This is a genomic window from Saccharopolyspora tripterygii, assembly GCF_054778355.1.
Window position 1 is genome coordinate 787,249 of the sequence record NZ_BAAGZP010000008.1, and the last position, 22,882, is coordinate 810,130.

Annotated in this window: 24 protein-coding genes and 1 pseudogene; 6 read left to right on the forward strand and 19 right to left on the reverse strand. The window is 64.3% G+C overall.

What is annotated here, in order from left to right; translation table 11 throughout:
• The first annotated feature begins 1 nt into the window (after position 1).
• Positions 2 to 1,186, forward strand: a complete 1,185-nt coding sequence (locus ACYVF3_RS09290; protein WP_461153756.1) for an amidohydrolase family protein — start codon at positions 2 to 4, stop codon at positions 1,184 to 1,186.
• Between the two features lie 305 nt (positions 1,187 to 1,491).
• Here the strand turns inward: ACYVF3_RS09290 and ACYVF3_RS09295 are convergent, their stop codons facing one another.
• Positions 1,492 to 2,289 (reverse strand): transposase family protein, encoded by a 798-nt coding sequence (locus ACYVF3_RS09295; protein WP_461153757.1) that lies wholly within the window; start codon positions 2,287 to 2,289, stop codon positions 1,492 to 1,494.
• Positions 2,290 to 2,533: 244 nt separating this feature from the next.
• On the opposite strand from ACYVF3_RS09295, the gene ACYVF3_RS09300 reads away from it, so the two are divergent.
• Together ACYVF3_RS09300 and ACYVF3_RS09305 are read left to right on the forward strand one after the other, a co-directional pair.
• Complete coding sequence (locus ACYVF3_RS09300) at positions 2,534 to 2,773, forward strand: hypothetical protein (protein WP_461153758.1); 240 nt, start codon at positions 2,534 to 2,536, stop codon at positions 2,771 to 2,773.
• Between the two features lie 1,182 nt (positions 2,774 to 3,955).
• On the forward strand, positions 3,956 to 4,564 hold the full coding sequence (locus ACYVF3_RS09305) for a hypothetical protein (protein ID WP_461153759.1): 609 nt from the start codon (positions 3,956 to 3,958) through the stop codon (positions 4,562 to 4,564).
• Between the two features lie 413 nt (positions 4,565 to 4,977).
• Here ACYVF3_RS09305 and ACYVF3_RS09310 read toward each other — a convergent pair whose 3' ends face one another.
• Positions 4,978 to 5,190, reverse strand: a complete 213-nt coding sequence (locus tag ACYVF3_RS09310; RefSeq protein WP_461153760.1) for a WhiB family transcriptional regulator — start codon at positions 5,188 to 5,190, stop codon at positions 4,978 to 4,980.
• 106 nt (positions 5,191 to 5,296) lie between these two features.
• Between ACYVF3_RS09310 and ACYVF3_RS09315 the strand changes: the two are divergent.
• A pseudogene (locus ACYVF3_RS09315) lies at positions 5,297 to 6,073 on the forward strand (transposase family protein); the annotation flags it as partial.
• Between the two features lie 663 nt (positions 6,074 to 6,736).
• Here ACYVF3_RS09315 and ACYVF3_RS09320 read toward each other — a convergent pair.
• The 17 genes from ACYVF3_RS09320 to ACYVF3_RS09400 form a co-directional block, all read right to left on the reverse strand.
• Positions 6,737 to 7,459, reverse strand: coding sequence for a 7-carboxy-7-deazaguanine synthase QueE (locus ACYVF3_RS09320; protein ID WP_461153761.1), 723 nt, complete (start codon positions 7,457 to 7,459; stop codon positions 6,737 to 6,739).
• A complete protein-coding gene (locus tag ACYVF3_RS09325) occupies positions 7,456 to 7,836 on the reverse strand; it encodes a 6-pyruvoyl trahydropterin synthase family protein (protein WP_461153762.1) in 381 nt (126 codons plus the stop codon). The genes ACYVF3_RS09320 and ACYVF3_RS09325 overlap by 4 nt, the downstream gene beginning before the upstream one ends.
• 15 nt (positions 7,837 to 7,851) lie before the next feature.
• Complete coding sequence (locus ACYVF3_RS09330; protein WP_461153763.1) at positions 7,852 to 8,331, reverse strand: hypothetical protein; 480 nt, start codon at positions 8,329 to 8,331, stop codon at positions 7,852 to 7,854.
• A gap of 219 nt (positions 8,332 to 8,550) precedes the next feature.
• Positions 8,551 to 9,243 (reverse strand): class I SAM-dependent methyltransferase, encoded by a 693-nt coding sequence (locus ACYVF3_RS09335; protein WP_461153764.1) that lies wholly within the window; start codon positions 9,241 to 9,243, stop codon positions 8,551 to 8,553.
• A gap of 22 nt (positions 9,244 to 9,265) precedes the next feature.
• Positions 9,266 to 10,369, reverse strand: coding sequence for a Gfo/Idh/MocA family protein (locus ACYVF3_RS09340; protein WP_461153765.1), 1,104 nt, complete (start codon positions 10,367 to 10,369; stop codon positions 9,266 to 9,268).
• On the reverse strand, positions 10,354 to 11,529 hold the full coding sequence (locus ACYVF3_RS09345; RefSeq protein WP_461153766.1) for an aminotransferase class I/II-fold pyridoxal phosphate-dependent enzyme: 1,176 nt from the start codon (positions 11,527 to 11,529) through the stop codon (positions 10,354 to 10,356). Before ACYVF3_RS09345 ends, ACYVF3_RS09340 begins: the two co-directional genes overlap by 16 nt.
• Before the next feature lie 30 nt (positions 11,530 to 11,559).
• A complete protein-coding gene (locus ACYVF3_RS09350; protein ID WP_461153767.1) occupies positions 11,560 to 12,198 on the reverse strand; it encodes a PIG-L deacetylase family protein in 639 nt (212 codons plus the stop codon).
• On the reverse strand, positions 12,192 to 13,016 hold the full coding sequence (locus ACYVF3_RS09355) for a 5'-3' exonuclease (protein WP_461153768.1): 825 nt from the start codon (positions 13,014 to 13,016) through the stop codon (positions 12,192 to 12,194). The genes ACYVF3_RS09350 and ACYVF3_RS09355 overlap by 7 nt, the downstream gene beginning before the upstream one ends.
• Before the next feature lie 20 nt (positions 13,017 to 13,036).
• The gene (locus tag ACYVF3_RS09360; RefSeq protein ID WP_461153769.1) at positions 13,037 to 14,161 is read right to left on the reverse strand and encodes a glycosyltransferase family 4 protein; all 1,125 of its coding nucleotides are present in this window, start codon (positions 14,159 to 14,161) and stop codon (positions 13,037 to 13,039) included.
• Positions 14,154 to 14,747, reverse strand: coding sequence for a phosphoribosyltransferase (locus ACYVF3_RS09365; RefSeq protein ID WP_461153770.1), 594 nt, complete (start codon positions 14,745 to 14,747; stop codon positions 14,154 to 14,156). The genes ACYVF3_RS09360 and ACYVF3_RS09365 overlap by 8 nt, the downstream gene beginning before the upstream one ends.
• Positions 14,744 to 15,724 carry a radical SAM protein gene (locus ACYVF3_RS09370; protein WP_461153771.1) on the reverse strand — a complete coding sequence of 327 codons (981 nt, stop codon included), beginning with the start codon at positions 15,722 to 15,724 and terminating at the stop codon, positions 14,744 to 14,746. The genes ACYVF3_RS09365 and ACYVF3_RS09370 overlap by 4 nt, the downstream gene beginning before the upstream one ends.
• The gene (locus ACYVF3_RS09375; protein WP_461153772.1) at positions 15,721 to 16,734 is read right to left on the reverse strand and encodes a glycosyltransferase family 2 protein; all 1,014 of its coding nucleotides are present in this window, start codon (positions 16,732 to 16,734) and stop codon (positions 15,721 to 15,723) included. Before ACYVF3_RS09375 ends, ACYVF3_RS09370 begins: the two co-directional genes overlap by 4 nt.
• Positions 16,731 to 17,156 (reverse strand): hypothetical protein, encoded by a 426-nt coding sequence (locus ACYVF3_RS09380; protein ID WP_461153773.1) that lies wholly within the window; start codon positions 17,154 to 17,156, stop codon positions 16,731 to 16,733. The genes ACYVF3_RS09375 and ACYVF3_RS09380 overlap by 4 nt, the downstream gene beginning before the upstream one ends.
• A 26-nt stretch (positions 17,157 to 17,182) precedes the next feature.
• A complete protein-coding gene (locus tag ACYVF3_RS09385; RefSeq protein ID WP_461153774.1) occupies positions 17,183 to 17,731 on the reverse strand; it encodes a formylglycine-generating enzyme family protein in 549 nt (182 codons plus the stop codon).
• A 4-nt stretch (positions 17,732 to 17,735) separates the two neighbouring features.
• Positions 17,736 to 18,716, reverse strand: coding sequence for a reverse transcriptase domain-containing protein (locus ACYVF3_RS09390; protein ID WP_461153775.1), 981 nt, complete (start codon positions 18,714 to 18,716; stop codon positions 17,736 to 17,738).
• Positions 18,716 to 19,483, reverse strand: coding sequence for a 7-cyano-7-deazaguanine synthase QueC (gene queC, locus ACYVF3_RS09395; protein WP_461153776.1), 768 nt, complete (start codon positions 19,481 to 19,483; stop codon positions 18,716 to 18,718). Before queC ends, ACYVF3_RS09390 begins: the two co-directional genes overlap by 1 nt.
• Positions 19,484 to 20,371: 888 nt before the next feature.
• Positions 20,372 to 20,995, reverse strand: coding sequence for a hypothetical protein (locus tag ACYVF3_RS09400; RefSeq protein ID WP_461153777.1), 624 nt, complete (start codon positions 20,993 to 20,995; stop codon positions 20,372 to 20,374).
• Positions 20,996 to 21,095: 100 nt separating this feature from the next.
• Between ACYVF3_RS09400 and ACYVF3_RS09405 the strand changes: the two genes are divergently transcribed.
• Together ACYVF3_RS09405 and ACYVF3_RS09410 are read left to right on the forward strand one after the other, a co-directional pair.
• The gene (locus ACYVF3_RS09405) at positions 21,096 to 21,338 is read left to right on the forward strand and encodes a hypothetical protein (RefSeq protein ID WP_461153778.1); all 243 of its coding nucleotides are present in this window, start codon (positions 21,096 to 21,098) and stop codon (positions 21,336 to 21,338) included.
• 297 nt (positions 21,339 to 21,635) lie between these two features.
• Complete coding sequence (locus ACYVF3_RS09410) at positions 21,636 to 22,880, forward strand: helix-turn-helix domain-containing protein (protein WP_461153779.1); 1,245 nt, start codon at positions 21,636 to 21,638, stop codon at positions 22,878 to 22,880.
• Positions 22,881 to 22,882: the final 2 nt, after the last annotated feature.

Consider the following 22,882-nt stretch of genomic DNA (forward strand, 5'->3'; position numbering starts at 1 on the left):
CGTGCAGCGATTGATCACGGCGGACACGATCCTGACCGGACGAGCAGGTCAATCCGTGCCCAATGGTGCGGTACTCGTCGACGATGACCGGATCGTGGCCCTCGGACACCGCGACGAGGTCAGCCGACAAGCCTCCAATGAGGCCGTCTTGCACGAATACGCCAAGCACACCGTGCTACCAGGGCTGATCAACTGTCACGTGCACCTCGCCCTAGACGCCAGCAGTGAGCCGCTGCAGCACTATCTCGACTCGGATGACACCGAACTTCTGCTGGCCATGGTCGGCAGAGCCCAGGCCGCCGCGCGGAGCGGCGTCACGACATTGCGCGACCTCGGAGACCGCGGCGGTCTCGTCTTCCACGTGCGCGACGCGATCGAGCGTGGCACCCTCGCCGGACCCCGCATCCTTGCGGCCGGTGCACCTCTCACACCCCCGAGCGGGCACTGCCACTTCTTCGGGGGCGAGGTCGATGGCGAGGATGCCATCCGAGCACGTATTCGTGACTCCGCCGACCGTGGCGCTGACCTGATCAAAATCATGGCCTCGGGCGGACAGATCACGCCGACATCGCCGCCGATGTGGGCCTCGCAGTTCACCGGAGAACAGCTTCACCTCGCGGTCTCGGAAGCAAGTAGCGCGGGGCTGCCGGCGGCAGCTCACGCTCACGGCACCGAAGCCATCGCTGCAGCGGTCGATGCAGGGGTCAGCACCATCGAGCACTGCACGTGGATGACCAACGGCGGTGGGTACGAAACCCGTGACGACGTCGCCAAAACCATGGCAGAGCGCGGAATCCACGCGTGTCTCGCCTGGCCACCGCACTGGCGCGCCTTCCTCGAACGGCTCGGCCCAGACCGAGCCGAACAAATCGTTAAGCGCGTGCGCTGGATGCGCGACCTCGGTGTCCCCATGATCCCCGGCACAGACGCCGGCCTACGCGGGTCGACCTTCACCGGCTACGCCGAAGCGCTCGGACTCTACGAATACCTCGGGTTCTCCCGAGACGAGATCATCGAAATGGCCACAACGACAGCTGCAGAGGCGCTCGGCCTGCGCAACGTGGGCAGCCTCGCCCCCGGTTACAGCGCTGACATCATCGCAGTCGAGGGCGACCCACGTTCCGATCTCGCTGTGCTGGGACAGCCACACCTCGTCATGGCACGTGGACAGATAGTAGTCGATTGATGGTCCGGCCGACTGTTTCAAGCGTTCAGCAACTAGGTCGCGCCGGGCTGGTCCCCAACCCAACTTGGTTTACGGAGCCCTCGTGAGCCCGCTGATGCTAATGGTGTTCGATGAGCAGGATGTCCATGGCGAAGTGCTTTCGCTGACCCAGAAGTGTCGGATCGCCCCGATATGCTCCTCGCCATGACCGATGACCAGTGCTCAGCGACCTTCACGCTTTCACCCGAGGAGTGCACTTGGCTGGATGCGTTGCCGGATGCTCCGCAGCTGAGTGAACCAGATCATTGAACGTTTTCCACTTGGGTTCAACCTGCGTGGATGAGGCTGCCGATGGCGTCGACGAGTCGGGTCGCTTGCCGGGGGCTGGAGCGGATCTTGCGGAGGATTTTCCAGGATTTGAGCTGGGCGTTCGCTCGTTCGCCGGCGCCGCGTAGCCGGGCGTGTGCTGTGTTGACAGCCTTCTCGTTTCCCGACAACCGCCGATGACGCTCGCCGGTGTCGGGATCACGAGGCGGACGGCGGTGCGGCACTTCGACATTCGATCCGGCTCCGCGGTAGGCGTTGTCGGCGATCACTCGTACTCCGGCGTGTTCGAGTGCGTCGAGCAGACGGTGTTCACGCGCCGGTCCCATGTCATGCCGCGCACCCGGCAACGCCGGCGAGGTCCAGATCAACCGGCCCGCCGGATCCGCCACGACCTGCACGTTCAGCCCGTGTCTCTTCTGTTTTCCGGAGTAAAACGGGCGATCTCTGCCGCCGGTCATGCCCACCCGGTCGGTCCGCAGCAAGGTGCCGTCGACGATGACGAACGCCTTCCGCCGCGCGACCTCGACCGCCTCAGCCAGGGACACCGCCATCGCGGCGAGCACGTCGAGGGCTTCGCGGATATAGCGGAACACCGTCGCCAGCCCGATCCCGAACCCGCCCGCAAGATCGGCGTAAGTCTCGCCTTTGCGCAGGTAGGCCAGCACCAACAGGGCCTGCTGGCCAGCGTCCAGGCGCCGCCAGCGGGTCCGCCGTACTCGCCGTTCACGGCGTAACGCCTCGGCCAGCATCGTCAGCGAACGACTGGACACCGACATCGACGACGGGTAAGAAAGCACCTCGAAGCTCCTGGTAGAGACAGAGTTGATCTAGTCAATCCACTCGTCTACCAGGAGCTTCTTCTCTCCCCGCACCCAGCCTCACCAGCGCCACGACCCCACCACGCCAAGTGGAAAACGTTCAGTGTCCCGTCGACGCGCAGTCACACCACGTCGACGGGGCACCCCTTGGGGGCCTGGTGATTCCCCCGAACACCAGGCCCCCGAGGGAAGCCCCTGCCTTTTCGTGACCAGGAGAGCGCGCATGGTTCTGCACCCCACCTCGTGGGTGGAAGAGGGCGGGTGGACGTTCCGGTGGGAACCGGGCGACGTGCACATGGTCGTACTGCGCGGCATCGGCCTCGGGGCAACGTGGGGTAACCGCCGCATCGTCGCCCGAATCCCTGTCAACCCCGAGGGCTGGCGCGACGACAACGACCTCCTGGCCCACGCGCGCGAATGGCTACTGCAGCAGCAGGCCAACAAGCCCCAGCGTCGCTGTTGATCCATACCCCTCATCTCCCGCTCGGTGCCGTGAAGTTCCCACCACTCCTGCCGACACCGGAGCGGGTTCCAACCGTGAAGCGCCTTGTCCTGTATGCGTGATCCCGATCGCTAGCTGCACCTCGGTGTGCACTGGCACGCCTATGTCGAGATGGGGCTGCTCAAATAGGGTTTGAGACGCAGCCGCAGTCCGCTCTTCGCTTTGCATCTTCGAACTCAGCTCACAGAACCCGCTGCGCTAGGTAAGGTTGCAAACCTGGAGCGTTACGAGGTGAGCGATGATAGCGGAAGATAGGACTGGACTGGCATGACGAGACCAACCCTGCACCAGGACACGGCCTACTTGGAGCTGGTTCGCGACCTCGGCTCAGCAACCATGAACCTCGTTCAGGGTGTAGGTACAACCATCTGTGCGGTTGTCCGAGGTACTCATGAGAGCCTCTGGATCGGACTGACTCCGCACAACCAGCTCGCATGGCGGTACGCGTTGGCCATCCCTGTTTCCGAAGGAGCTGATCGGCCTCTTGGCTACGAGGATGTAGCTTGGATTATCAGGCGCTCAGAAAGCATTCGCAGGCACGATCGAAACCGATTCGAGTCGCTGACAAGCGTTGGAGATCTACATGGCGCCCCTGTGCTCGACGCCAGTGATTTCCTCGATGACCCTGTATTGGACACAGCGAGCGACGCTCTACGCGCCACCGTTCTTGGTGCTGTTGGCGAACCAGCAGCTCTACCTCCGGAGAACAAGACCCGACTCGCTGGGTTTTCCTGGAGTGAGCAAAGTGAATTCAACTGGGCGCGACTATATTTCACAACCTCCGATAATCCCAAGGTGATCGGCGTTGATCTCGATATCCCTACCGGTAGGGCCAATCTTTCCAGGTTGATGAGAAATCTCGAAAGCGGAGCTCTCTCGCCTTGGGGCGATCACGCTCGCCGCCAGCCCGACCCGTTCTGTGACCAACTCTTTGACCTACGCTCGTAGGTCTATACCAGGTTGATACCCCTCGGCAGTTCATCGATCAACTCGACTTATTTTTGCCACGCCGACTGCAGCACTCACTTCGAACTCAGACGCATCCCTTCGCACATTTTGCAACATCGCCGATCACCTTGGTCTGAATAGGTGAACCTCCGCTGAAATGGTTGCCCATCGTTGGCTGGCCCTATAGCTTGAGTCGTGCGTTTATTGGTCGGCGCATTCTATTCTATTAAAAGTCCGAAATTTCCTTTTGGAGTTGTTTTGAATCGTAAATTCTTGCCCTGGGGGTCTGCAATCGGCACGGCGGTGCTTCTTCTTGCAGGGAGCATCTTGACTCCGGCGGCAGCGGCCCCGCCACCGTCAGATCCAGCACCGATGCAGTGTATCGATGCTTTTGATCACGATCCTGACTATGTTGGAAATGGCTGGGTAGGCGCGCTGGTTTATACGGCTTCCGGCGAAGAAGGGGAAGTGAATCTTTTATGTGGGGATGAATTATCAGGTGTTATCCACATTGCACATCCGGCGTCAACGGGCAGTGTTCACCCAGTCTATCCAGATACCGAATACGGTTTCGGAGCGTGTTTCGAGCAGACCATTACTCGTGGCAAATCAAGTGTTCAGCCAGATGGTCGCGTGCGCTACGTAATGTACAATCTAACTTCTAGGGTAACCTCTACGGCGATCGTCGATGGCCAACGGCGATTCACCTATACTTTGTTTACCGACAGCGCACCGCAAGGTGACAACTGGCTCGGCTGCTCCGCCCTTGGGGAACAAGAAGACCTGAACGCGACAAATAGCTAACCTGGATCGCGCCTCACGCGCCTCGATCGGCTTAATAGACGTGAGGCGCTCCTCACCTTACACGCGTTCACCACGTCTCCCTGAAGGCGAGATCGGCCGCAGGCAGCTCTCGCTTGGAAGATCTGATTCCCTATTACCTAGGGGCAAGGTTCACTGTGCCGAGAGCACAGCCGCCAATCGACCCCTCGCAATTCGTACCTGCTCGCACAGGCCACCACGCCATTGGAGACGGCGGACTACCTGAGGACAATTCCGAACGAAAAGTTTTCAAAGGGTATACCCAGGAGCGGATCTAGTTCATGCCTTTCCAGTAGTTGGCGTACGGTTTCGATCCCGTCGGGTGGACGGTATCTGGGTATGTGTCCGGAATGGCGCCATCGGGCCAGGAGTCGTTCGCGTGCGCGGGGTGTGAGTCAGCCGCGGATTCCGTGTTGTTCGCTGATGGGGCGGATGAGTTCTTCGGCCAGGCAGTCGGTGCGTACTGGGCAGGTGGCGCAGACTTCGGTGGCGCGTCGTTGTCGCCAGCGCGCTTGGTCTTTGGGCTCGGCGTAGCTTTCGGGGCCGAACCACAGGTCAAGTATGGTGTCGTGGCAGGCTGCGTGCTGGCTCCAGCGAGCGTTTTCCACTTGGCTTAGCAGGGTTGCGGTGCTGGTGAGGGTGGGTGTGGGGAATGAAGAAGCTCCTGGTAGACGAGTGATTGTCTAGATCAACTCTGTCCCACCAGGAGCTTCGGTGCTTTCTTACCCGTCGTCGATGTCGGTGTCCAGTCGCTCGCTCACGATGCTGGCCGAGGCGTTACGCCAGGAAAGGCGGGTACGCCGGACTCGGTGGCGGCGCCTGGACGCTGGCCAGCAGGCGTTGTTGGTGTTGGCCTACCTGTGTAAAGGTGAGACCTACGCCGACCTCGCGGGTGGCTTCGGGATCGGGCTTGCGACGGTGTTCCGCTATATCCGCGAAGCTCTCGACGTGCTCGCCACGATGACCTCGCCCCTGGCGGAGGCAGTCGAAACCGCCAGGCGGAAGGCGTTCGTGATTCTTCTCGACGGAACCCTGCTGCGGATCGACCGGGTCGGTATGAGCGGTGGTCGGGATCGCCCGTTCTACTCCGGAAAACAGAAGAGACACGGGCTCAACGTGCAGGTCCTCGCGGATCCGGCCGGGCGGTTGATCTGGACCTCGCCTGCTCTGCCGGGTGCGCGGCACGACATGGGTGCGGCCCGTGAACACGGCCTGCTCGCCGCACTCGCACACGCTGGGGTTCGGGTGATCGCCGATAGCGCCTATCGCGGCGCGGAGGCGAATGTCGAAGTTCCGTACCGCCGTCCACCGCGAGACCCCGAGACCGGCGATCGTCGTCGGCGGCTGTCGGCCAACGAAAAGGCCGTCAACACAGCGCACGCCCGGCTACGCGGGCCGGGCGAACGCGCGAACGCCCAGCTCAAGTCCTGGAAGATCCTCCGCAAGGTCCGTTCCAGCCCACGGCTGGCGACCCGGCTGGTCAACGCCGTCCGCAGCGACACCCACACAGCCTTAACCCAAGTGGAAAACGTTCATTGCTGCAACTTGGATCCTGGACATCCGTCCGAGCATGTCAGCTTTGTGCAGTCGCAGGATTACGGGGACAACGAGACCCTGATCTCGTGGTGGGTGTGGTGGAGCGAGGCCGGCCACTCGCTCTCTGCGCGAAAGGAGTGCGAGGTGGAGCGACTTTCGCAGAACCTCGACGCTGACCTGTGTCTGTTGCCGACCGGTCACTGGGGTAGGCACGCCTACGTTTCCAGTGGACCCGGTGGGGGAGGGTCCGGATCGCCTAATCCGCTTCCATGCTGCTACGACTCGGCCCGTTCGACGATTGAAGAGCCGTTGAGCGGTGCCACATCGGGCAGACAGAACGGCGAAGCTTTGACCTTCCTTCACGCGGTAGATCAGGTGTGGTCCGTCGAGGATGGACGGACCGCCTGGCCCCTTGCTCTCCGAGTCGACGGACAGTCAGGTCGAACAGCGGGGGTGAGATAAGTGCCCGCTGCAACTGCGAGGTCGTCACTCGCAGCTGCGATTTAGTGCGGTGAGTGTCACGAGCCGAGTTCTACGGACAGCGCTGACTCACGGCTGTCTCCGGTTTGTCGAGAGGTGGCCAGGAGTACCTTCGACCGGGCTGAGTCCGGGAACTGATCACCGGCCGCGTTGGTCGCCCCACAGGAGGATGTGCAGTCGGCCAGACAGATTCCAGTCCCGTCTGATCGCTTCCTCTGCAAGCCAGGGCATCCGTCCCAGGACTACTTCGGGCGTCGTCCCTTCGGGCATGATCCACACGGGTTCAAGGCCGAATTCGGCGGCATGGAGCGATATTTCGTCCAGGTCTTCTGCGCTCGACACGGCGAATTTGAAGACGGCCTTTTGGGAAGAAGCGAAGTTGCGAAGAGCATCGGGGTTGATCCGGTGTAGGCGCGTTGCATCGCTTCCCGCGAAGGATGCGGTTTTCGGCGACACGTTGAACTGGCTGACATATTCGATTATGTCAGGATCCGGAGTGATTGTTCGTTTGGTCTCGATCTCAATCCGGCGCCCTGCGATTGCTAAAGACCGAACAAGAGGCTGGAGCGCATCCTGCTGGAGCAACGGCTCGCCGCCGGTGATGACGACTAGGTCGGTCTTGTAGCTCATAGCCCAACGGTGTAGGGCCTTCGCTGTGATTTTCTTGCCTTCCAGGCGTGGGTTGAAACGCGTCCAGTCCCAGGTATACGGGGTGTCGCACCCGGGGCAGGACAAGTTGCAGCGTGAGAGCCTGATGAACAGGGCTGGTTTCCCGGTAGACGGCCCTTCCCCTTGGAGCGTGGGGCCGAAATGTTCTGCCACGAGCAGCGGGCGGGTGAGCGCGTCGTTCATAGCTGTCATGGCCGTGGCACCTCGTACTCGGCCCAACTGGTGGCGCTCTCGTATACGCGTACCGTGTCCAGACGCGCAGGGATCGTCGGCTCGACGTTCTCTTGGAACCAATGGGCGATGTGGCAGGCCAAGTTCTCGCTGGTCGGTTCGACGTCGAGGACCTTGTTCAGGTGTTGGTGATCTAGCGTGGCGTCGAGGTAGTGGCGGAGCGGACGCAACTCGCCGAAGTCCGTGACGAACCCCGGTGGATCCAAGTTCGCCGCTGAGAGCACGACTTCCACGGTGTAGGTGTGCCCATGGAGGCGGGAGCACTTGTGCTCGGGTGGCAGGCTCGGCAGGCAATGCGCAGCGTCGAAGGAGAAGCTCTTACCGATTCGGTAGCTCACGAATTCCACCCCAGTTCACTTGGGAATTTTGGTTGTGTTGGCGAGCAGCGAAGCCCCGAGGCGTATCTGCCGGGCTCGGGCGGCCAACTCGGATGGAGGGCGGATGCTCACCGGCGACTGCCTGGCGGCTGGAACGTGCAGTGAGGCTGGTGCAGGCGCGCGGCCTGTCGGCGCTTCGGGATGGTCAGGGTGAGGCAGTTCGAGCAGCGCGCGAAGTGACTTCTCAGTATCGCCTGCGTAGAGCCAGACCATCACCTCGGCTTCGAAGATGTCGCGAACCTCGGTGGCAGGTACCCGGGCGCTGATGACGTCGTCGATATCCCGTATGACGAAGAGGTCAACGAAGGTCCCCCAGTCATAGGTGCCGACGATCAGCGTCGGCTGACGCGTTCCGTTGCAGTAGCGCAAGGTGAAACCATCCCGCGCGACGGCGGTGAGCAGTGCATCGACCTCTGCGGGGAATGGCGTAGCTGCTGGATGGTGGTTGGCGTTCATAACGTGGCGGCACCGGTTCAGCGGTTGGCTTTGACGGGGACTGGCTGCGGCGAGGTGTCGGGGTGGGGGGAAACCGGCCGGGTGCACCTCGCCGCAACCAAATGGAAGTCAACCGGTCCGCAACCTTGCTAACCAGAGCAGAATTGCTGCACGAATGCTGCACCAATGCGGAACGCGCTGAGCTGACCTGCGCCGAAGCAGTGGCCACGTCCACGGGATTCACCTGATTGGAGTCGGCGTTGCGTGAGTACGCAGCTGTCGCTGGTAGTGCGAGCACCAGACAGTGAGGACGTTGGGCGGTTGTGTGCCCAGGCGAATGAGGTCGCCATGTTTCCTTAGGTCGGCAAGGACGCGTTGGTGGTCCAAGACCGGGTGTAGGTCAGCTCTGCCGTAGCGATGGTCCGGATCGTGGGGGGCGAGGTTGAGGAAGACGTAGTCCGCTGTAGTGAACAGCAGCTCGATCAGATCCGTCGGGTCCTCAGCGTGTCCGAGAACGTCGACGGCGTAGGCGAGCTGATGGCGTCGGGCGGGGAGCTGGTCAAGTGCGTGGATGCGGTGGGCTTCGTCGAGATCGCAATTCAGCCGCCAGCGTGCGTAGTCCAAGCACGGGTTATCCAGGTCGTAGCCGTGCACGTCGAGATCGGCCTGCAGTAGAGCTTGGGTGTCCAGCGCGATTCCGCATCCGACGTCCGCGACATCGGTGATGCTGTGTTCGCGTGCGAATTCCAGTAGGAAGGCGAAGAACGGGTCTTTGACTCCCATGTAGTGGAAGTGGGTCAAGTCGTAGAGGTACCCCACGCTCTGTTTGTAGAAGGCATCCCCGAGGCGTCCCCACTCGGTGTCGAGGAACGTCCGCAACGTTGTGAAGTGCGTGAGTTCGGGGCGAAAGCCTGCGCCGAGGTAGGTGGCCAACCGTTGCCACGCTGTGGAGATGTCAGCGTAGGCTCGCACCCCGCTCCTCTCGTAGCAGTCGGAGCTCGGCGGGATGTCCGCTCGTGCTTGCGAACTCGATGGCTTCGATGATCTCGACGACGTGGTGAGCGCGGTGGCCGCTGCGGCAGTCCGAGGCGTCGTTGCGGATGGAGTCGATGAGGTCCAGCACTCCGAGTCCGCGGCCGGTGGGGCCGGCCGCGGCATCCTGCGGAAGCTCCTGCCAGTCCTGTTCTCCGCGGCGGCGGTAGCGCACGGGGCCGTCGTGGAAGTTGGGGTCTGGTAGCACGAGCGAGCCTTCGGTGCCGTAGATCTCCACGTGCGGGCGTGCAGTGGCGGTGATGTCGAAACTCGTGGTCAGCGTGATGAGGGCTTGGCTGCGGGTGCGCAGGAGCGTGACTACGTGGGTCGGGGAGTCCGCTCGGAACGTGTTGCCGACCTGAGGGCCGGTTCGGATAGTGCGTTCGCTGCGGGTCGAGGTCGTGGTGGCTTCGACGTAGTCGATGGGGCCAAGCAGGTAGGTCAGCATGGCCAGGTAGTACGGGCCCATGTCTCCAAGCGGGCCGGCGCCGGAGGCATAGAACGGTTGTGGTGCCGGGTGCCACCTTTCGGGTCCCGGTGCCAGTAGTGCTGCATCGGCAGCAAGGGGGGTGCCGATGACGTCGGTGGCCAACGCGTGGCCGGCTGCGCGCGCGGGTGGGGCGAGCACCGTGTCGGGCGCGGCGCCCACGAGAAGTCCTTTAATGGATGCGGTGCGAAGCAGCAGCTCGGAATCGGCGGCGGTGAGGCCGAGCGGCTTTTCGACATAGACGTGGGCTCCGGCGTCGAGCGCACGGCAGGCGAGGTCGACGTGGGTTGCCGGCGGGGTGAGGATGACGGCGACGTCGATGTCGGTCGTAGCGAGGATGTCGTTGGGGCCGTCGGCTTTGGGGATTCTGTGGCGCTCAGCGAACGCGTCTGCGGCGCTGCGATCGATGTCAGCGCACGCGGTGATCGTGAGGTCGGCGGTGTGCTGGAGCGTGGAGAGGTATTCCTGTGCGACCTGGCCGCATCCGATGATTGCGCAGTGCAGGGGCGGCTGATGGCGGCCGATCATGCGGTCTCGCATTCGTCTTCGGTCAGACGCAGGGCGGAGGTGATCAGATCGAGGAACGCCGGATGGTGGGATTCGTCGAGCACGGGGATTTGGATGTCGAGGTAGCAGGCCGGCTCGACGACGTGACCGAGGGACGTGGTCGGCGTGCTCGGCCAGTTCTGGGCCAGGTGAGGGTCACCAGGTCCTGGCCACCAGTGACGGATGCCCGACCGGAACAGCTGGTCGGCGACGCGGTGGGCGTGACGAGGGGTGGGGAGCCAGACGCCGACGAGTGATCCGTTCGATGCGTCGGCACCGAGGCTGGGCGACTGCTCGACCGAGATGGGGAGGATGCTGCGTGTTATCGCCACGTCCTCGATCCGGTCGATCAGCGCATCCTGGAGTGGGCGCAGGACTTGCCGCAGGTCATCGAGGTAGTTGAGCTGGGGCAGAGCGCTCGCTGCGGTGATCTCGCTCATTCGGACGTTGCCTCGGCCTTGGACCGTGTCGGGGAGAGCGAGGCGGGTATTGCCGCCGACGGCCCGCATTGCGTGCAGTAGGTGGCGGTCGTCCGTGGCGATGACCCCGCCTTCGCCGGTGGCAACGAGTTTGTGGGTTTCGGTCGAGAACACCGCTGCCAGGCCGTGATGCCCGACTGGCTGTTTGTAGAGGGTGGTACCCCAGGCTTGGGCGCAGTCCTCGATCAGCGTGATGCCGCGCTGGGTGAGCTCGTCGGCGATGCGCTGGGTGTCCGGGGCTGGGCGGCCTCGGAGGTGGGCAAGGATCACCGCAGTGGTGCGTTCATCAAGTAGGGCTTCGATCTGTTCCCAGTGCGGGGTGAGGTCGTTGGTTGCGGGGGCGATGATCGGTGTTCGGCCGCTGCGAAGGACGGCGGTGGGGACCGAGATCCAACAGACCTCGGGGATGACGACCCGTTCATCGTGTTCGCGCTGGGGAAGGCACTCCAGGAGGAGTTCGAGGGCTGCCGTGGCAGAAGCGGTGGCGACTGCGCCGTGGCGGCCGAGGTGCCCGGCGACGTGCTGCTCGAACTCGCTGACCTGGTCTCCGGCGATGGCGCTGAGCGCTCCGGAGGAGACCACTCTCGTGATGCGTTCCAGCTGGTCGGTGGTGGTCAAAGTGCTGTATTGGTAGACGCCTTCGTCGAGGACGCGCGTCTGCCCGGTGATATCCATAGTGATGTCCCCAGGAGTGGCTGTGGTGAGTCAGAGCGTGGTGGCTGCTGGGATGCGGCCGAGAACGGGTAGCGGGGCGAAATTCTCGCCATAACGGGTGCCAATGCGGCTTCCCCACAGACGGCCCAGGGTTTCGGCCATCGGACCAAAATGCTCGGCGATGGGCTGTGAGGCATGCGCGGCGAGCGCCCGCATCTTGATGTTCCAGGTTTCGGTGACGTCGATGATGCGGTGTGCGGCGATCGGACCGTCAACGGTGAGCCCGTTGTAGGTATCGCTGGTGTAGACCCGGCGTGGGAAGCCGGTCGCGATCACGATCTCGGGCAGTGCCGCGGTCAGCGTGGCCGCCAGGTGCCGATGATCGGGATGCACGTCCTCCAGCGGATGCGTGATGACGATCTCGGGACGAGTCGCGTCGAGCAGATTGTGCAGCGTGTTCGCATTGACGGCCGGGTACGGCTGGTACGTGGCCCCCAGCACGTGTGCGGCTGCAGCAGCTTCCGCGTTGCGCGTGGCATCGGCATGTTCGGGCACCGCGATGATTACGGCAGTGCCTGCCTGAGCGAGATGAGCGAGCGTTCCGCCGGCCCACAGCTCGGCGTCGTCAGGGTGGGCCATGACCGTGAGCACGGACGCCGGGCTGGTTGCGGGGTTTGAGTCGATCACCACAGCTCCAGCTTCTCGATCACTTCGGCTGGCTTGGGCAACTCAGCGCTAGCGTCACCGGTGGGCTCCAGCGGCAACGGCAGATCGGTGCGCATGCGGATGAGGTCATGCCAGGCCAAGACCTGCTGCCACTGCTGCTCGACGAGCTTCCCCTTGGCGCCGGTGAGCCGACCGGAGGCCGGCAGGTCATCAAGGCTGAGTCCACCGTCGAGAAGACGGGCAGCGGTGGCTGCGCCGATGCCGCGAACGCCGGGAATGTTGTCGGCGGGATCGCCTTTCAGCGCGCAGAAGTAGGGCCATTGCGCTGGACCTACGCCGTAGCGGGCGATCACGTCGTCGGGGCCGATGTGCCTCTTGCCGGGGTGCATCGCCGTGTTGAGCACTCGGACCTGCTCATCGAGCAGCTGGTAGTAGTCGCGGTCGGTGGAGAAGATCCATGCGGGTCGGTCACGCGTGTGTGCGATGAGGGTGGCGATGACGTCGTCGGCTTCGGCGGTCTCGATCTCGATCCACGGGATGCCGTAGAGGTCGAGTCCACGCTGGACTACCGGGATCGCTTCCAGGGCCTTGCGCGCACCGTCGTCGAGCTCCCTGTTTGCCTTGTAGTCGGCATCGGAGTCCTGGCGTTCGACCGAGCCGTGCTCACCATCGAAGATCACGATCACCTCGGGGGCCGCCGTTAGCTCGTCGCGGATCGCGACCCGTAGCAGGGCGAAGAAGCCGAAGGGGGCGGTGAGGTCACGGGTTTTGTCCCGCGAGCGGATCTCCGCGGGAAACCCGAAGGCTGCTCTCCAGAGCAGATTGTGGCCGTCGACCAGCAACAATGGGACTTGAGCAGGCATCACCGCACCGCCTTTACAAACAACTCGGCGACTGTGGTGGGCTGGAAGTCCCTCGTCCGGTAGTACGCAGCCCTGGACAGGTGCCGGTAGCGTACCGGATCACCCAGCAGGTCCTCGGCAGCCTTCCACAGGGCGTGTTCACCACGTGCTCGCGGAACGACCACGCCGCCGGCCTCGGGGCCAGTGCCCACGAGGGAGGGCAGGTGGTCGATTTCGAAGCAAACCACGGGCGTGCCCACCGACATGGCCTCCAATGCGACGAGGCCGAAGGATTCCCGCAGGGAGGGCACGATTACCACGGCTGCCTCGGCAAGCCAGTCGGGCACCTGCGCCCAGCTGATACCGCCTGATCGCAGGTACACCCAGGGGCTGTGCGCTGCGGCGTGCTTACACCGGGACCACTCGTCGCCTTGGGCGCCGGGTGCGGTCTCGAACCCGGCATCGGTGACCACAACTTCGGCCGGACGTTCGAGCGATCGTGCCTCGTTAACCAGAGCTGGGATGTTCTTCTCCGGCCCGAGACGCCCCAGTACGCGGATAGGGGCTTGCCTGCGCAGCGTCTCCCGAGCCGCCTCGTCCGGGCATGGATGCTCGTGCAGTAGGCCATTGGGGATCACCCACCACCCATCGGTGTCGTAGCCCCGCTCGCGGGCTTGGTCGAGCACCGTGCTCGATGGGGCGACGACGTGCTCGACGCTGGCCAACGCGACGGCCAGGTCCTCGTCATGCCCGATGACGTGGGTGGCAAGGACCGAACGCGCTCGATGCTGGACGGCCACCCGCCCCAGGCCCCACAGAGCGTCCACGTACACCGAGACGTCGACCTCGTGCGCATCGAACGTGGCGGTGATCTCTCGGTGCAGCCGGTCACCTGCCTGGTGGATGGCCCAGCGCAATGCGTCGTCGTCGCATGGGAACGAGGCGGCGAGGGTGTTGAGCTGGATGACGTCCGGGTCGAGTTCCGGCTGCTCGGCGGCGGTGAGGATGATCGCGCGGTGGCCGAGCTGGCGCAGGCCCTGCGCCAAGGCCGCGGTGGCGCGTTCCATGCCTGCCGCTGCGTTCGGTGTGTAGGACGCGAGCAGGAACGCCACGGTCAGCGGAGGTTGGTCGTGTGCTTCAGTCACGCGTGATCACCTGCTTCGGAGGTGGGAGTGGTGTGGTCGAGGGGTCTGCGGGTATCTCCTCCCACGGGAAGGCGACCCAGTCGGCGACGTCCCAGCAGTAGAGGTCGGGCGGGGTGGGGGCGCCGCGGTTGCGGCACAGGGCGCAGGTGAGGAACCGGGTGTCGGGTTCGGCCCGGCGTCGGAGGGCATCGAGGACGGCGGCGAAAGTGGCTCCGGTGCCGCAGATGTCGTCGACCACCAGCACGGTTCCCGCGAGGTGCGTGGGCGGGCTGGGTTGCCAGGAGCCGAGGTCGCAGGTCACGGTGCCGGTTGCCGGGCTGTACGGCGCGTCGGTGGTGTTGTGGCTGGCGCGGATGATGTGTGCCTGCACGTCCAGGCGCGCGGCGATGCGGTGGGCAGGAGTGGTCCCGCCGTGTGCAATACCGATTACCGCGCTGACCTTGTCCATGCCGGCGCTGGTGGTGAGTTGACCAGCTGCGGTGGCCAGCAGGTCGCACGCCTGCAGCATCATGGAGTTGTGCATCCGCCACAGTCGGTGGTGCTCGAAGACGCGCTCTGGAGCGGCCGAGGGGTTGCTCATACTCATGCCGAACCATCCCTCCCGGTCAGGGCCAAGTCGGAGGGGTTGGTGAAGGTGCGCAGGGTGGTGATGCCGTCGGCAGTCGGGTCGTTGCGCCACACGCGCCCGTCGGCTCGGACGACCGTGAAGCCCCCTGCGTCGTCGCGGGTCCGCAGTCGGACAGTGACGGCCTCGGGGATGTCGAGGTCGGCGACGGTGGCGGCGGCTTCCTCATCGGTGAGTTGTTCGGCTCCGGCCAGCGCGGTGCCCTCGCCGATCGGAAGCATCTGCAGGAAGGTCACCGCTTCGACCCCTAGGTCCGCAGCGAGATCGACCATGCGCTGTGCAGTGCCGCGAGTGGAGGCCATCAGGACGCTTTGCAGCTGCGTGGGGATGCCGTGGGCGACAGTGGCTCGGACGCCGGCGACAGCGCGGTGAAAGCTCCCCGCTCCGCGCCAGCGGTCATGGAAATCTGCTTCGGGACCGTCCAGGCTGACCCGCACGGCGTCGACCTGTCCGGCCAGTACTTCGGCACGCCGCTGCAGATGCCAGCCGTTGGTGGTCACGCTCACCGCGCATCCGGCGCTAGTCAGTGTTGCCGCGAGGTCGCCGAGGTCGCGCAGCAGCAGCGGCTCTCCTCCGGAGAGGTCCACGGCCAAGATGCCGGACTCGCCGAGCACGGTGGCGATCCGCTGCCGATCCTTTCGGGCGAGTTCGGGGACAGCCTTGTCATCCAGGCAGTGGGGGCAGGCGAGATTGCAGCGCACCAGCGGGGACCAGCACACGCTGACTGGAACGTCACGGTCCAACTCGCCGGGGTGGATGGTGGGCCAACGCGCCACCGAGCTCCCGGGCAAGCGGGCTCGCCCGAGGGCGATCAAGTCCTCGGTGCTGTGTGTCAGCCCGGTCAACGGGTCATGGACGTAGCGGGTATGACCGCACGCACCGGTGGCGAAGACTCGATGCGTCGTGGCGGTGGCCGCGGTGTGCTGAACGGTTGTCATCGCAAAACCTCGCAGGAGTGCAACAGGGAGTTCATCGAGGCGGTGAACGCGGTGCTCCGTCCGGAGCGGGCTGGCTCAGCAAGCAGGGCGCGATAGCGGGCCAGGGTGGCGTGCCAGGTGCTGAGTTTGTGCTGCCATTGCTCGGCGGCGTCGGGCGGATCGAGATGGAATCCGACTGCTTGGCGCAGCGGGATCACCAGGAGCCCGGCGGCGATGAGGCTGGCGCCAAGATGGGTGTCCTCCATGCCCCAGCCAATGCGCCCGAACTCTGGGTCGAATCCGCCGACGTCCAGGACCGGGGTGCGGGGCACGGCCAGCAGCGCAGTGACGACCATGCGAGGCAGATCCCAGTCGTAGTAGATCCGCCCATGCCCCAAATCGCGAAAGTCGAGGGTGTGCTCCAGCGGCCGGCCGTCGATGGGTTCTCGCAGGATGACGCCGCTGTAAAGCAAAGGGGTGTTCACCGGTGGTTGCCAGGTGACCCGGTGGTCCGCGGCAAGCTCCGGGCCGGCGTCCGGAACAACGCCGTACCGCAGGTTGTGGCGGAATCCGGTGAGAACGGCGTGGTCGGTGGCCCGAGCCCCGAGGTCAGCCACCGTCCCGGGCGGCAGGAGCATGTCGGCATCGACATAGAGCACCGTTTCTCCTTGGGCGAGGTAGGTGCCCAGGTTGCGGGCGGTGGCCGCGCCGCAGCAGGTGGGAAGCCGTAGCCCTGTGGTGACGGCCGGATGCGTGGCGATGACCGTCGCGGTTGCGTCGGTCGAGGCGTCGTCGACGACGATCACCTCGAAGCGGCGCCCATACGTCTGAGCCTGCAGCGCGTCGAGAACCTTCGGCAGACAGTAGGCAACGTTGCGTGCGGGAAGGACGACCGACAGGCGCCGACCGCCGACCCAATTGGCGGGAACGGGGTGATGCCAGGAGACTCCGGTGGTCCGCTCGAACTCTCGGGTGTGGCTCGTGTGGTCGTTTCCGCGGTGGAGCAAGGTGTTGTTGAGCGAGGAGGTCATGTCCACCCCCAGGTGTCGAGGACGGCTGTGGCGCGATGCCAATCCCGCGGGGCAGCGATCCAGTACAGGCGGATCGCGTCGAGGTGCTGCACCACGGGCTTAAGGGCGAAGAGGTAGAGGGGTTCGACGATTGCCAACACGTGGGTTACGGCAGCCAACTGACCGTCGAGATGTGGAGCTACGCGCTGGCGCAGGACATCGGCGTCGGCCAAGTTGGTCAGGCGGCGGTCGTAGGTCACGACGGGCGAGTCGGCGTGGAGCAAGCCGTAGAGCGCCGAGATGATCCGAATCCGCTGGCGGAATCGGGTGTCGTCTCCGAGACGACCCCGAAGTCCGGGTATGCAGCCACCCTCGTAGAGATCCAGGGCAGGTATGGGTTCCGCTGTCGGCTTCTTTCGCCGTGAGCAGCCTGCGATGATCAAGCCGCGTTCGGCAGGTACGGGTGGGGTCATGGTTCGCGGACCACCCTGAACCCGATGCCGGGAGAACGGAGTTCGGCCGGGGCGGAGTTGAGGAAAGTGCACCGGGTGTACAGGGTTGGCGAGGCGTAGGAGCCACCGCGGATCACGAATCCGTCGCCCATGGTGGAGCTGGCGGTCCATTCCCAGACGTTTCCTGCCACGTCGAGCATCCCGTCGGGTGTTGCACCGTCTGAATGGGCGGTCACGTCGGTTGTGCCCTCATGTCCTGAGGCCTGGAGGTTGGCCAAATCCGGACTCCAGGGCGCGTTGCCCCATGGCCACACTCGCCGCTTGGCGCCGGAGGCCATCCATTCCCACTCCACTGAGCGGGGTAGTCTCCCTCCGAGCTGACACGCGATGTGAGCAGACGTGGCCTGGTCGATATCGGTGGCCGGACGTTGCTGGTGCGGGCCGTCGCCTAGCTGCGCTTGAGTGATCGGCGTGCGTGTCCACAGCAGCGTGGGCACCGTGACGGGGCGTGCTTGGTCTCCGAATAAGCAGGTGCCGCCCGGGATTTCGATCCAATCGAGACTCATGGCGCTATCCATCGATCAAGAAGAGATCTTCGGCATTGGACTTGCGCCGAATGCGGCTCTTGGTCGAGTTGGGTTCCAGGCGTACTGCGGCCATGGCGTCGCTGATGCACCGGAAGGCTCCTTCAGCGTCCGCCACCGTTTCGACGAAAGCGCAGTAGTTGTCGGCGAACCGCACGACCCGAAGCCCTGAGAGTTTTCTATCTACTTGCGACAGACGAAGGTTGATCAGAAGCGGTGCAAGCCCTGACCCTGGCGCCACGGGATTGGGCAACCCGGTGAGCACGGTGTGGAGCAGGCGGAGGAACGTGCCGTCGTAGACGTACTCGGCGAACCATCCCACCGCTTCATCTATACCGACTCCCTCGGAGACCTTGGCGGCGTCGATGTCGGTCACGCATCGGTACCCGCCGGCGAGAAATTCCGCAGCTTGGCGCAGTGCCGTATTGCGGTTCCGCCGTGGCCGGTAGCCCGAGACCCAGTCATCGAAGGCCCGTGCTTCGAGCACCGGCTCTACCGCGTTCCGCACCGCTCGGTGCACGAGGCGATCCACCACCGGGGGGATCACAGTCGGCATGGATTTTCCGGTGTAGGTGGGAATCGTCAGTTCTCGAAGCGGGCCAGGGCGCCACGTTCCTGCAGCGAGTTGCGCGGCGAGAGCCGGAAGTGCTTCTCCTGCCTGCCGTCGAAGGCCAGCCCAGGTCATCCCGTCGGCCCCAGCGCTGGACGAACGCCGCCCGCATTGGCGTAGCGCCCGACGGAGATGCTTCTCGCTCAACAGCGGCATCAACGAGTGCGACTGCGGAGCCGCAGGATTGGCCGCTGGTGTTGCGGTCGCCAAATGCGCTAAAGTCGGCTTCGCCTGAGTGGCGGGCACGATCCCACCATCCTCTGAGGCAGACGCGCACCCCAGCACACGCGCGTCGGGACGGGAAAGACGGCCCCGCTCAGGTCCTTCGGCACGGTTTGGCTGGTTGTCGATCGTCATCACGTGCACCCCTCGGCGTAGGTCGTCGGGTCGGTCATGCCTACGTCACGGAACGCTTCTCGGCGCTCCGTGCAGGTTCCGCACGTGCCGCACTGATGCGCGCCGCCGCGGTAGCAAGACCACGTCTGCTCGAACGGAACGCCGAGGGTGGCGCCCAGCTTTACGATGTCGGCCTTGGTGCTGGCCAGGAACGGGGCGACCAGCTGGAAGTCGCTGGAGAGATAGCCTTCGTTCGCGATGCTCGCCGTTTGGGCGAAGCTCCTGACAAAGCGCTTCCGGCAGTCCGGGTAGATCGGGTGATCGCCGGCGTGAGCACCGAACGCGACCGCGTCGGCCTGCGTGACCACCGCCAGTGCCACCGCGATGTCGAGCATGATGGCGTTGCGGTTGGGAACCACGGTCGCCCGCATCGACTCGTCGGTATAGTGACCCTCCGGGACCCCTACGCCAGAGTCGGTCAACGCCGATCCGCGGAGCACGCGCCCCAGCGCGGAGAGGTCGACCACCTCGTGAGGCGTTGCCAGGGCCGACGCAGTTGCCGCCGCGTAGCGCAGTTCGACTCGATGACGCTGGCCGTAGTCGAAGGACACGAGGCTCACCTGGGTTCCGCGGGCATGGAGCCAATAGGCCAGCACGGTCGAATCGAGCCCGCCCGAGGCGATCACGACGGCATGGCGAGGATGACGGTCAATGCCGGGCTTTCCCGGAGCTGCAAACGTTTCGATCTGGTGTGAGTGCGAGGAAGCAGTGTTGATGGTGGCGCTCATACTCCGGATTCCTTGATCGATGGTGCGCGGTGGAGGTGAGGGTCGGGGCGCGCTTCACCCCCACCGCGGCCTGTGTGCTGCGGCTGCGAAGCCGGCGGCGGTGTGGAAGCTCGGGAGGACCTATGCGCTGAAGCTGCTTTGCGGGGAACCCGTGGTCGCTTCACGCGGCACGGCGGCTGACCGGAGCGCTCGACGCAGACGCCCAACGTCGAGCGGTTGCACGACGACGGGACCATGCGCTGGAAACTCGACCCGTACCTTCCCGCTTGGCAGCTCGTGGACGGTGATCTGCGCGCGTTGTCCACGCCCATCCCGGCAAGGGATGCGGTCGTGCACGTGTGTGTTCTCGCTACGTACGAGCCAGCGACGGCGGGTCGTCAGCAGTCGTCTCATCAGCACCGGTTCCTCCAGATCGCTCGATGCGCGGAGGGCGGCGCGCTTGCACCGGCCGGGCGGTGCGGGATGGCACGCGGTGCGAGCCGACGGTCTACGCAACGGGATCGCGGCGCGCATTCGCCCACGAATCGCTGGGGGAGCGTCACAATGTCTCCTCGTAAGCAGCGAGCCCCTTATTCAGGTCCGAGCACCGCTCTTGGCCGAGCGGTCGGTGTCCGCTCGGTGGGTGCTCAGCTGGTAGTCAACCGGTGGTATGCACGATGAACCAGAGCAAAATCGCTGCACGGATGATGCATGGTTGCTGCGTGAAGACCTGTGGCCTGCGCCTATGCTGGCGAGATTGGATGGATACAGTCGATTGCACGAGCGCGGGAGCTCCAGCCCGCCGAGCTGCTATGCAGCTACTCAGGAACACAGCTCGACAAGCGTCGAACTCACGACGCTTGCGCGCATCTGCGGGAAGACGAAGAGCGGTTCCGCGTCGAGGCTGACTTATTGGACCTCGTAATCAATTCGTAAATGACCGCCCTTGCGTTCCCATGACACACCTTTGGCATCTGTGAACGTCACGGTAATCTCAATCACCTTATACGCGTCCCAGGTTGTGACCGGAAATATAGTGGATTTCCGCCTCTCAGTCGCGACGTCCGCCCAATATTCGATTCCTTCGCGTATCGCGTCCGTCACGTGGCTGAGCAGCCGCGGTTCCTGTGTCGGGCCGAGGTCACCAAGAAAATAATCACCTGACAAGCCCGTCCTGGGCTCAGGGACAAGGTGTTTGGAGCACCAAACCTCATCGTAGTCGCACGGATCTTTGAGATCGTATGTGATGTACACGCCATATACCGGCTGCGCTCCGCCATTGTGGCAGTACAATTTGTGACTGGCGTCGGATTCGTCATATTCAACCCATACGCCAAATTTTGACGCAAGGTCGTTTAGTCGATCTTCTTCGAGGCGTTGGAGCTGTTTCCGTTGCACCCCGTAGCTACGCCAAGCCGCCCGGCCTGCGAAGTAGGCCACAAGCGCAGCCGCGATTGCGAGGGCCGCCGAAGCGGCTGCCGACACGGCGCTGACGACCTCGGTCCATTTCACGGACTCGGCAAGGGCGATCACGCCATGACCCTATCGGGCGGCAAAATGGTTCGTAGCCTCATCTTCGATTCGCGGATCTTGGCCCCGTCCTGGCTTGAGGCTTGGACGGTTACATCACCGAATGCTGAATGCTGATCAGAAGCGGGTGAGCCGTACCCACTGCCCGAGACCACTTGCCCAGCTCTACGACCTCGGGGCGATCAACGCCGACCAGCTCGCGCAGCTTCGCGACACCCTGCCTGGCGCCGTTGCGGCCGCGGTGCCGACGCTGTTGCTCGGTACCGCCACCACCCAGCGGTCGGCGTGGGATCGGCTGGCGGCCGACGGGGTGACCGGGTTCGTCGACCGCTCGGGTCGCTCGTGAAAGCTCGCGAGCTAGGTCGGGACGGCCACCCGCACCGCGACCGGTCCGGTGTGGAACTACGGGCACTCCGCCCGCCGCATGGAGCACATCGGCGTCGACCCGGTGACCGGAGCATCTCCGCGTACCGCGTCTCCGCCGATGGCTAGGAGCTTCAATGGGTGGTGTTCGTCCTCGGCAAAGCAGTCAGCAGCGTCCAGCCCGCACGCGAAGCACGCCACCGCATCGCGTGCTTGCGTGGTGAGATTCCGCGGCCATCGGCCTGGACCTTTTCTAGATGTGGATTGGCGTACCGCCAAGATGGCTCTTGAACTGCGAAAATCCGACGAGGATCATGGGGTTGCACCGATCGATTGGGGGCGCGGGTATATGTCGGGCAAACGGGTACGTCTTGCGCGGCAGCGCCGCGCGATGGGGATGACTCAGGAGGAGCTTGCCGCCGCTGTTGGCTTGGGAACCGATCGGTCGACGATCTATCGATGGGAGTCCGGAGAGGTCACCCCTCCGCCGCGCAAGCAACCCCGACTCGCTCGTGCGCTCGGCGTTTCGCCCACCGAGTTGATTGACCTCCTCGCTCCGGAAGCCGGCCCGAATGAGCATCCGAGCCGGGGACGGGTTGGGCATGCCCTCCGCAACCCAAGCAGCACTGATCTGGTCACCGTGGAGAGTTTGCGGCAGGAAGTCCGTGGCCTGGACGAGCGGTATGATCGGATGCCGTCGACATCCCTGCTGGCCGATACCGGCCAGGCTCTCGGTCAAATAGGCTTCCTTGCCCGCAACGGCGGCGACGGCGCCTTGCAGCGCGACCTCTTCGCAGCTGAGACCACGGCTGCGACGTTGATGGGACAGCTGGTGTGGGATGCCACCCAGCGTCGCGATCACCGGACCGCGCGGCACTACTTCGAGCAGGCGATCGCTGCGGCCCGCGAGATCGACAGCCCGACTGCCGAAGGGCATGCGCTGCTGCGCACGAGCTATCTTGCGCTCTACGGCGAGCGCGATCCCGTCGAAGGGCTACGGCTGACCGAGCAGACTGCCGAGGTCACGCGCTCGGCCAGCAATGTCCTGACCGGCCTGGCACAGCTGCACTCGGCCGAGGCCCACGCCATGCTCGGCGACACACGGCGGTGCGAGTCAGCACTGACCACCGCGGAGAGCAGCCTCAGCATCGTGAAAGCGACCGACGATGCGGTGCATCTCTTCTCCGAGACCCAGTTCGACCGATTGGCCGGATCCTGCTATCTGTTTTTGGGCGACCACCGCCGTGCCCAACGCATCCTGGAAACAGCAGCTCAAGCTATGACCAAGCAGAGCAAGTCCCGGGCGATCGTCTTAGGCAACCTCAGCCTCGCTCACCTGCACCAGCGTGACCTCGATGCGGCTGCGGCGAGCCTGCACGATGCCATCGACGTCCTAGAGACCACCCGGGGTGGCGGCGGGTTGAACATCGTCTCCGACACTGTGCGCAAGCTGCGCCGTTGGCGCGGCGAGCCTGTCGTCCAAGATATCTATGATCGGCTGTTCTCTCTGATGACCACAGCGTGACG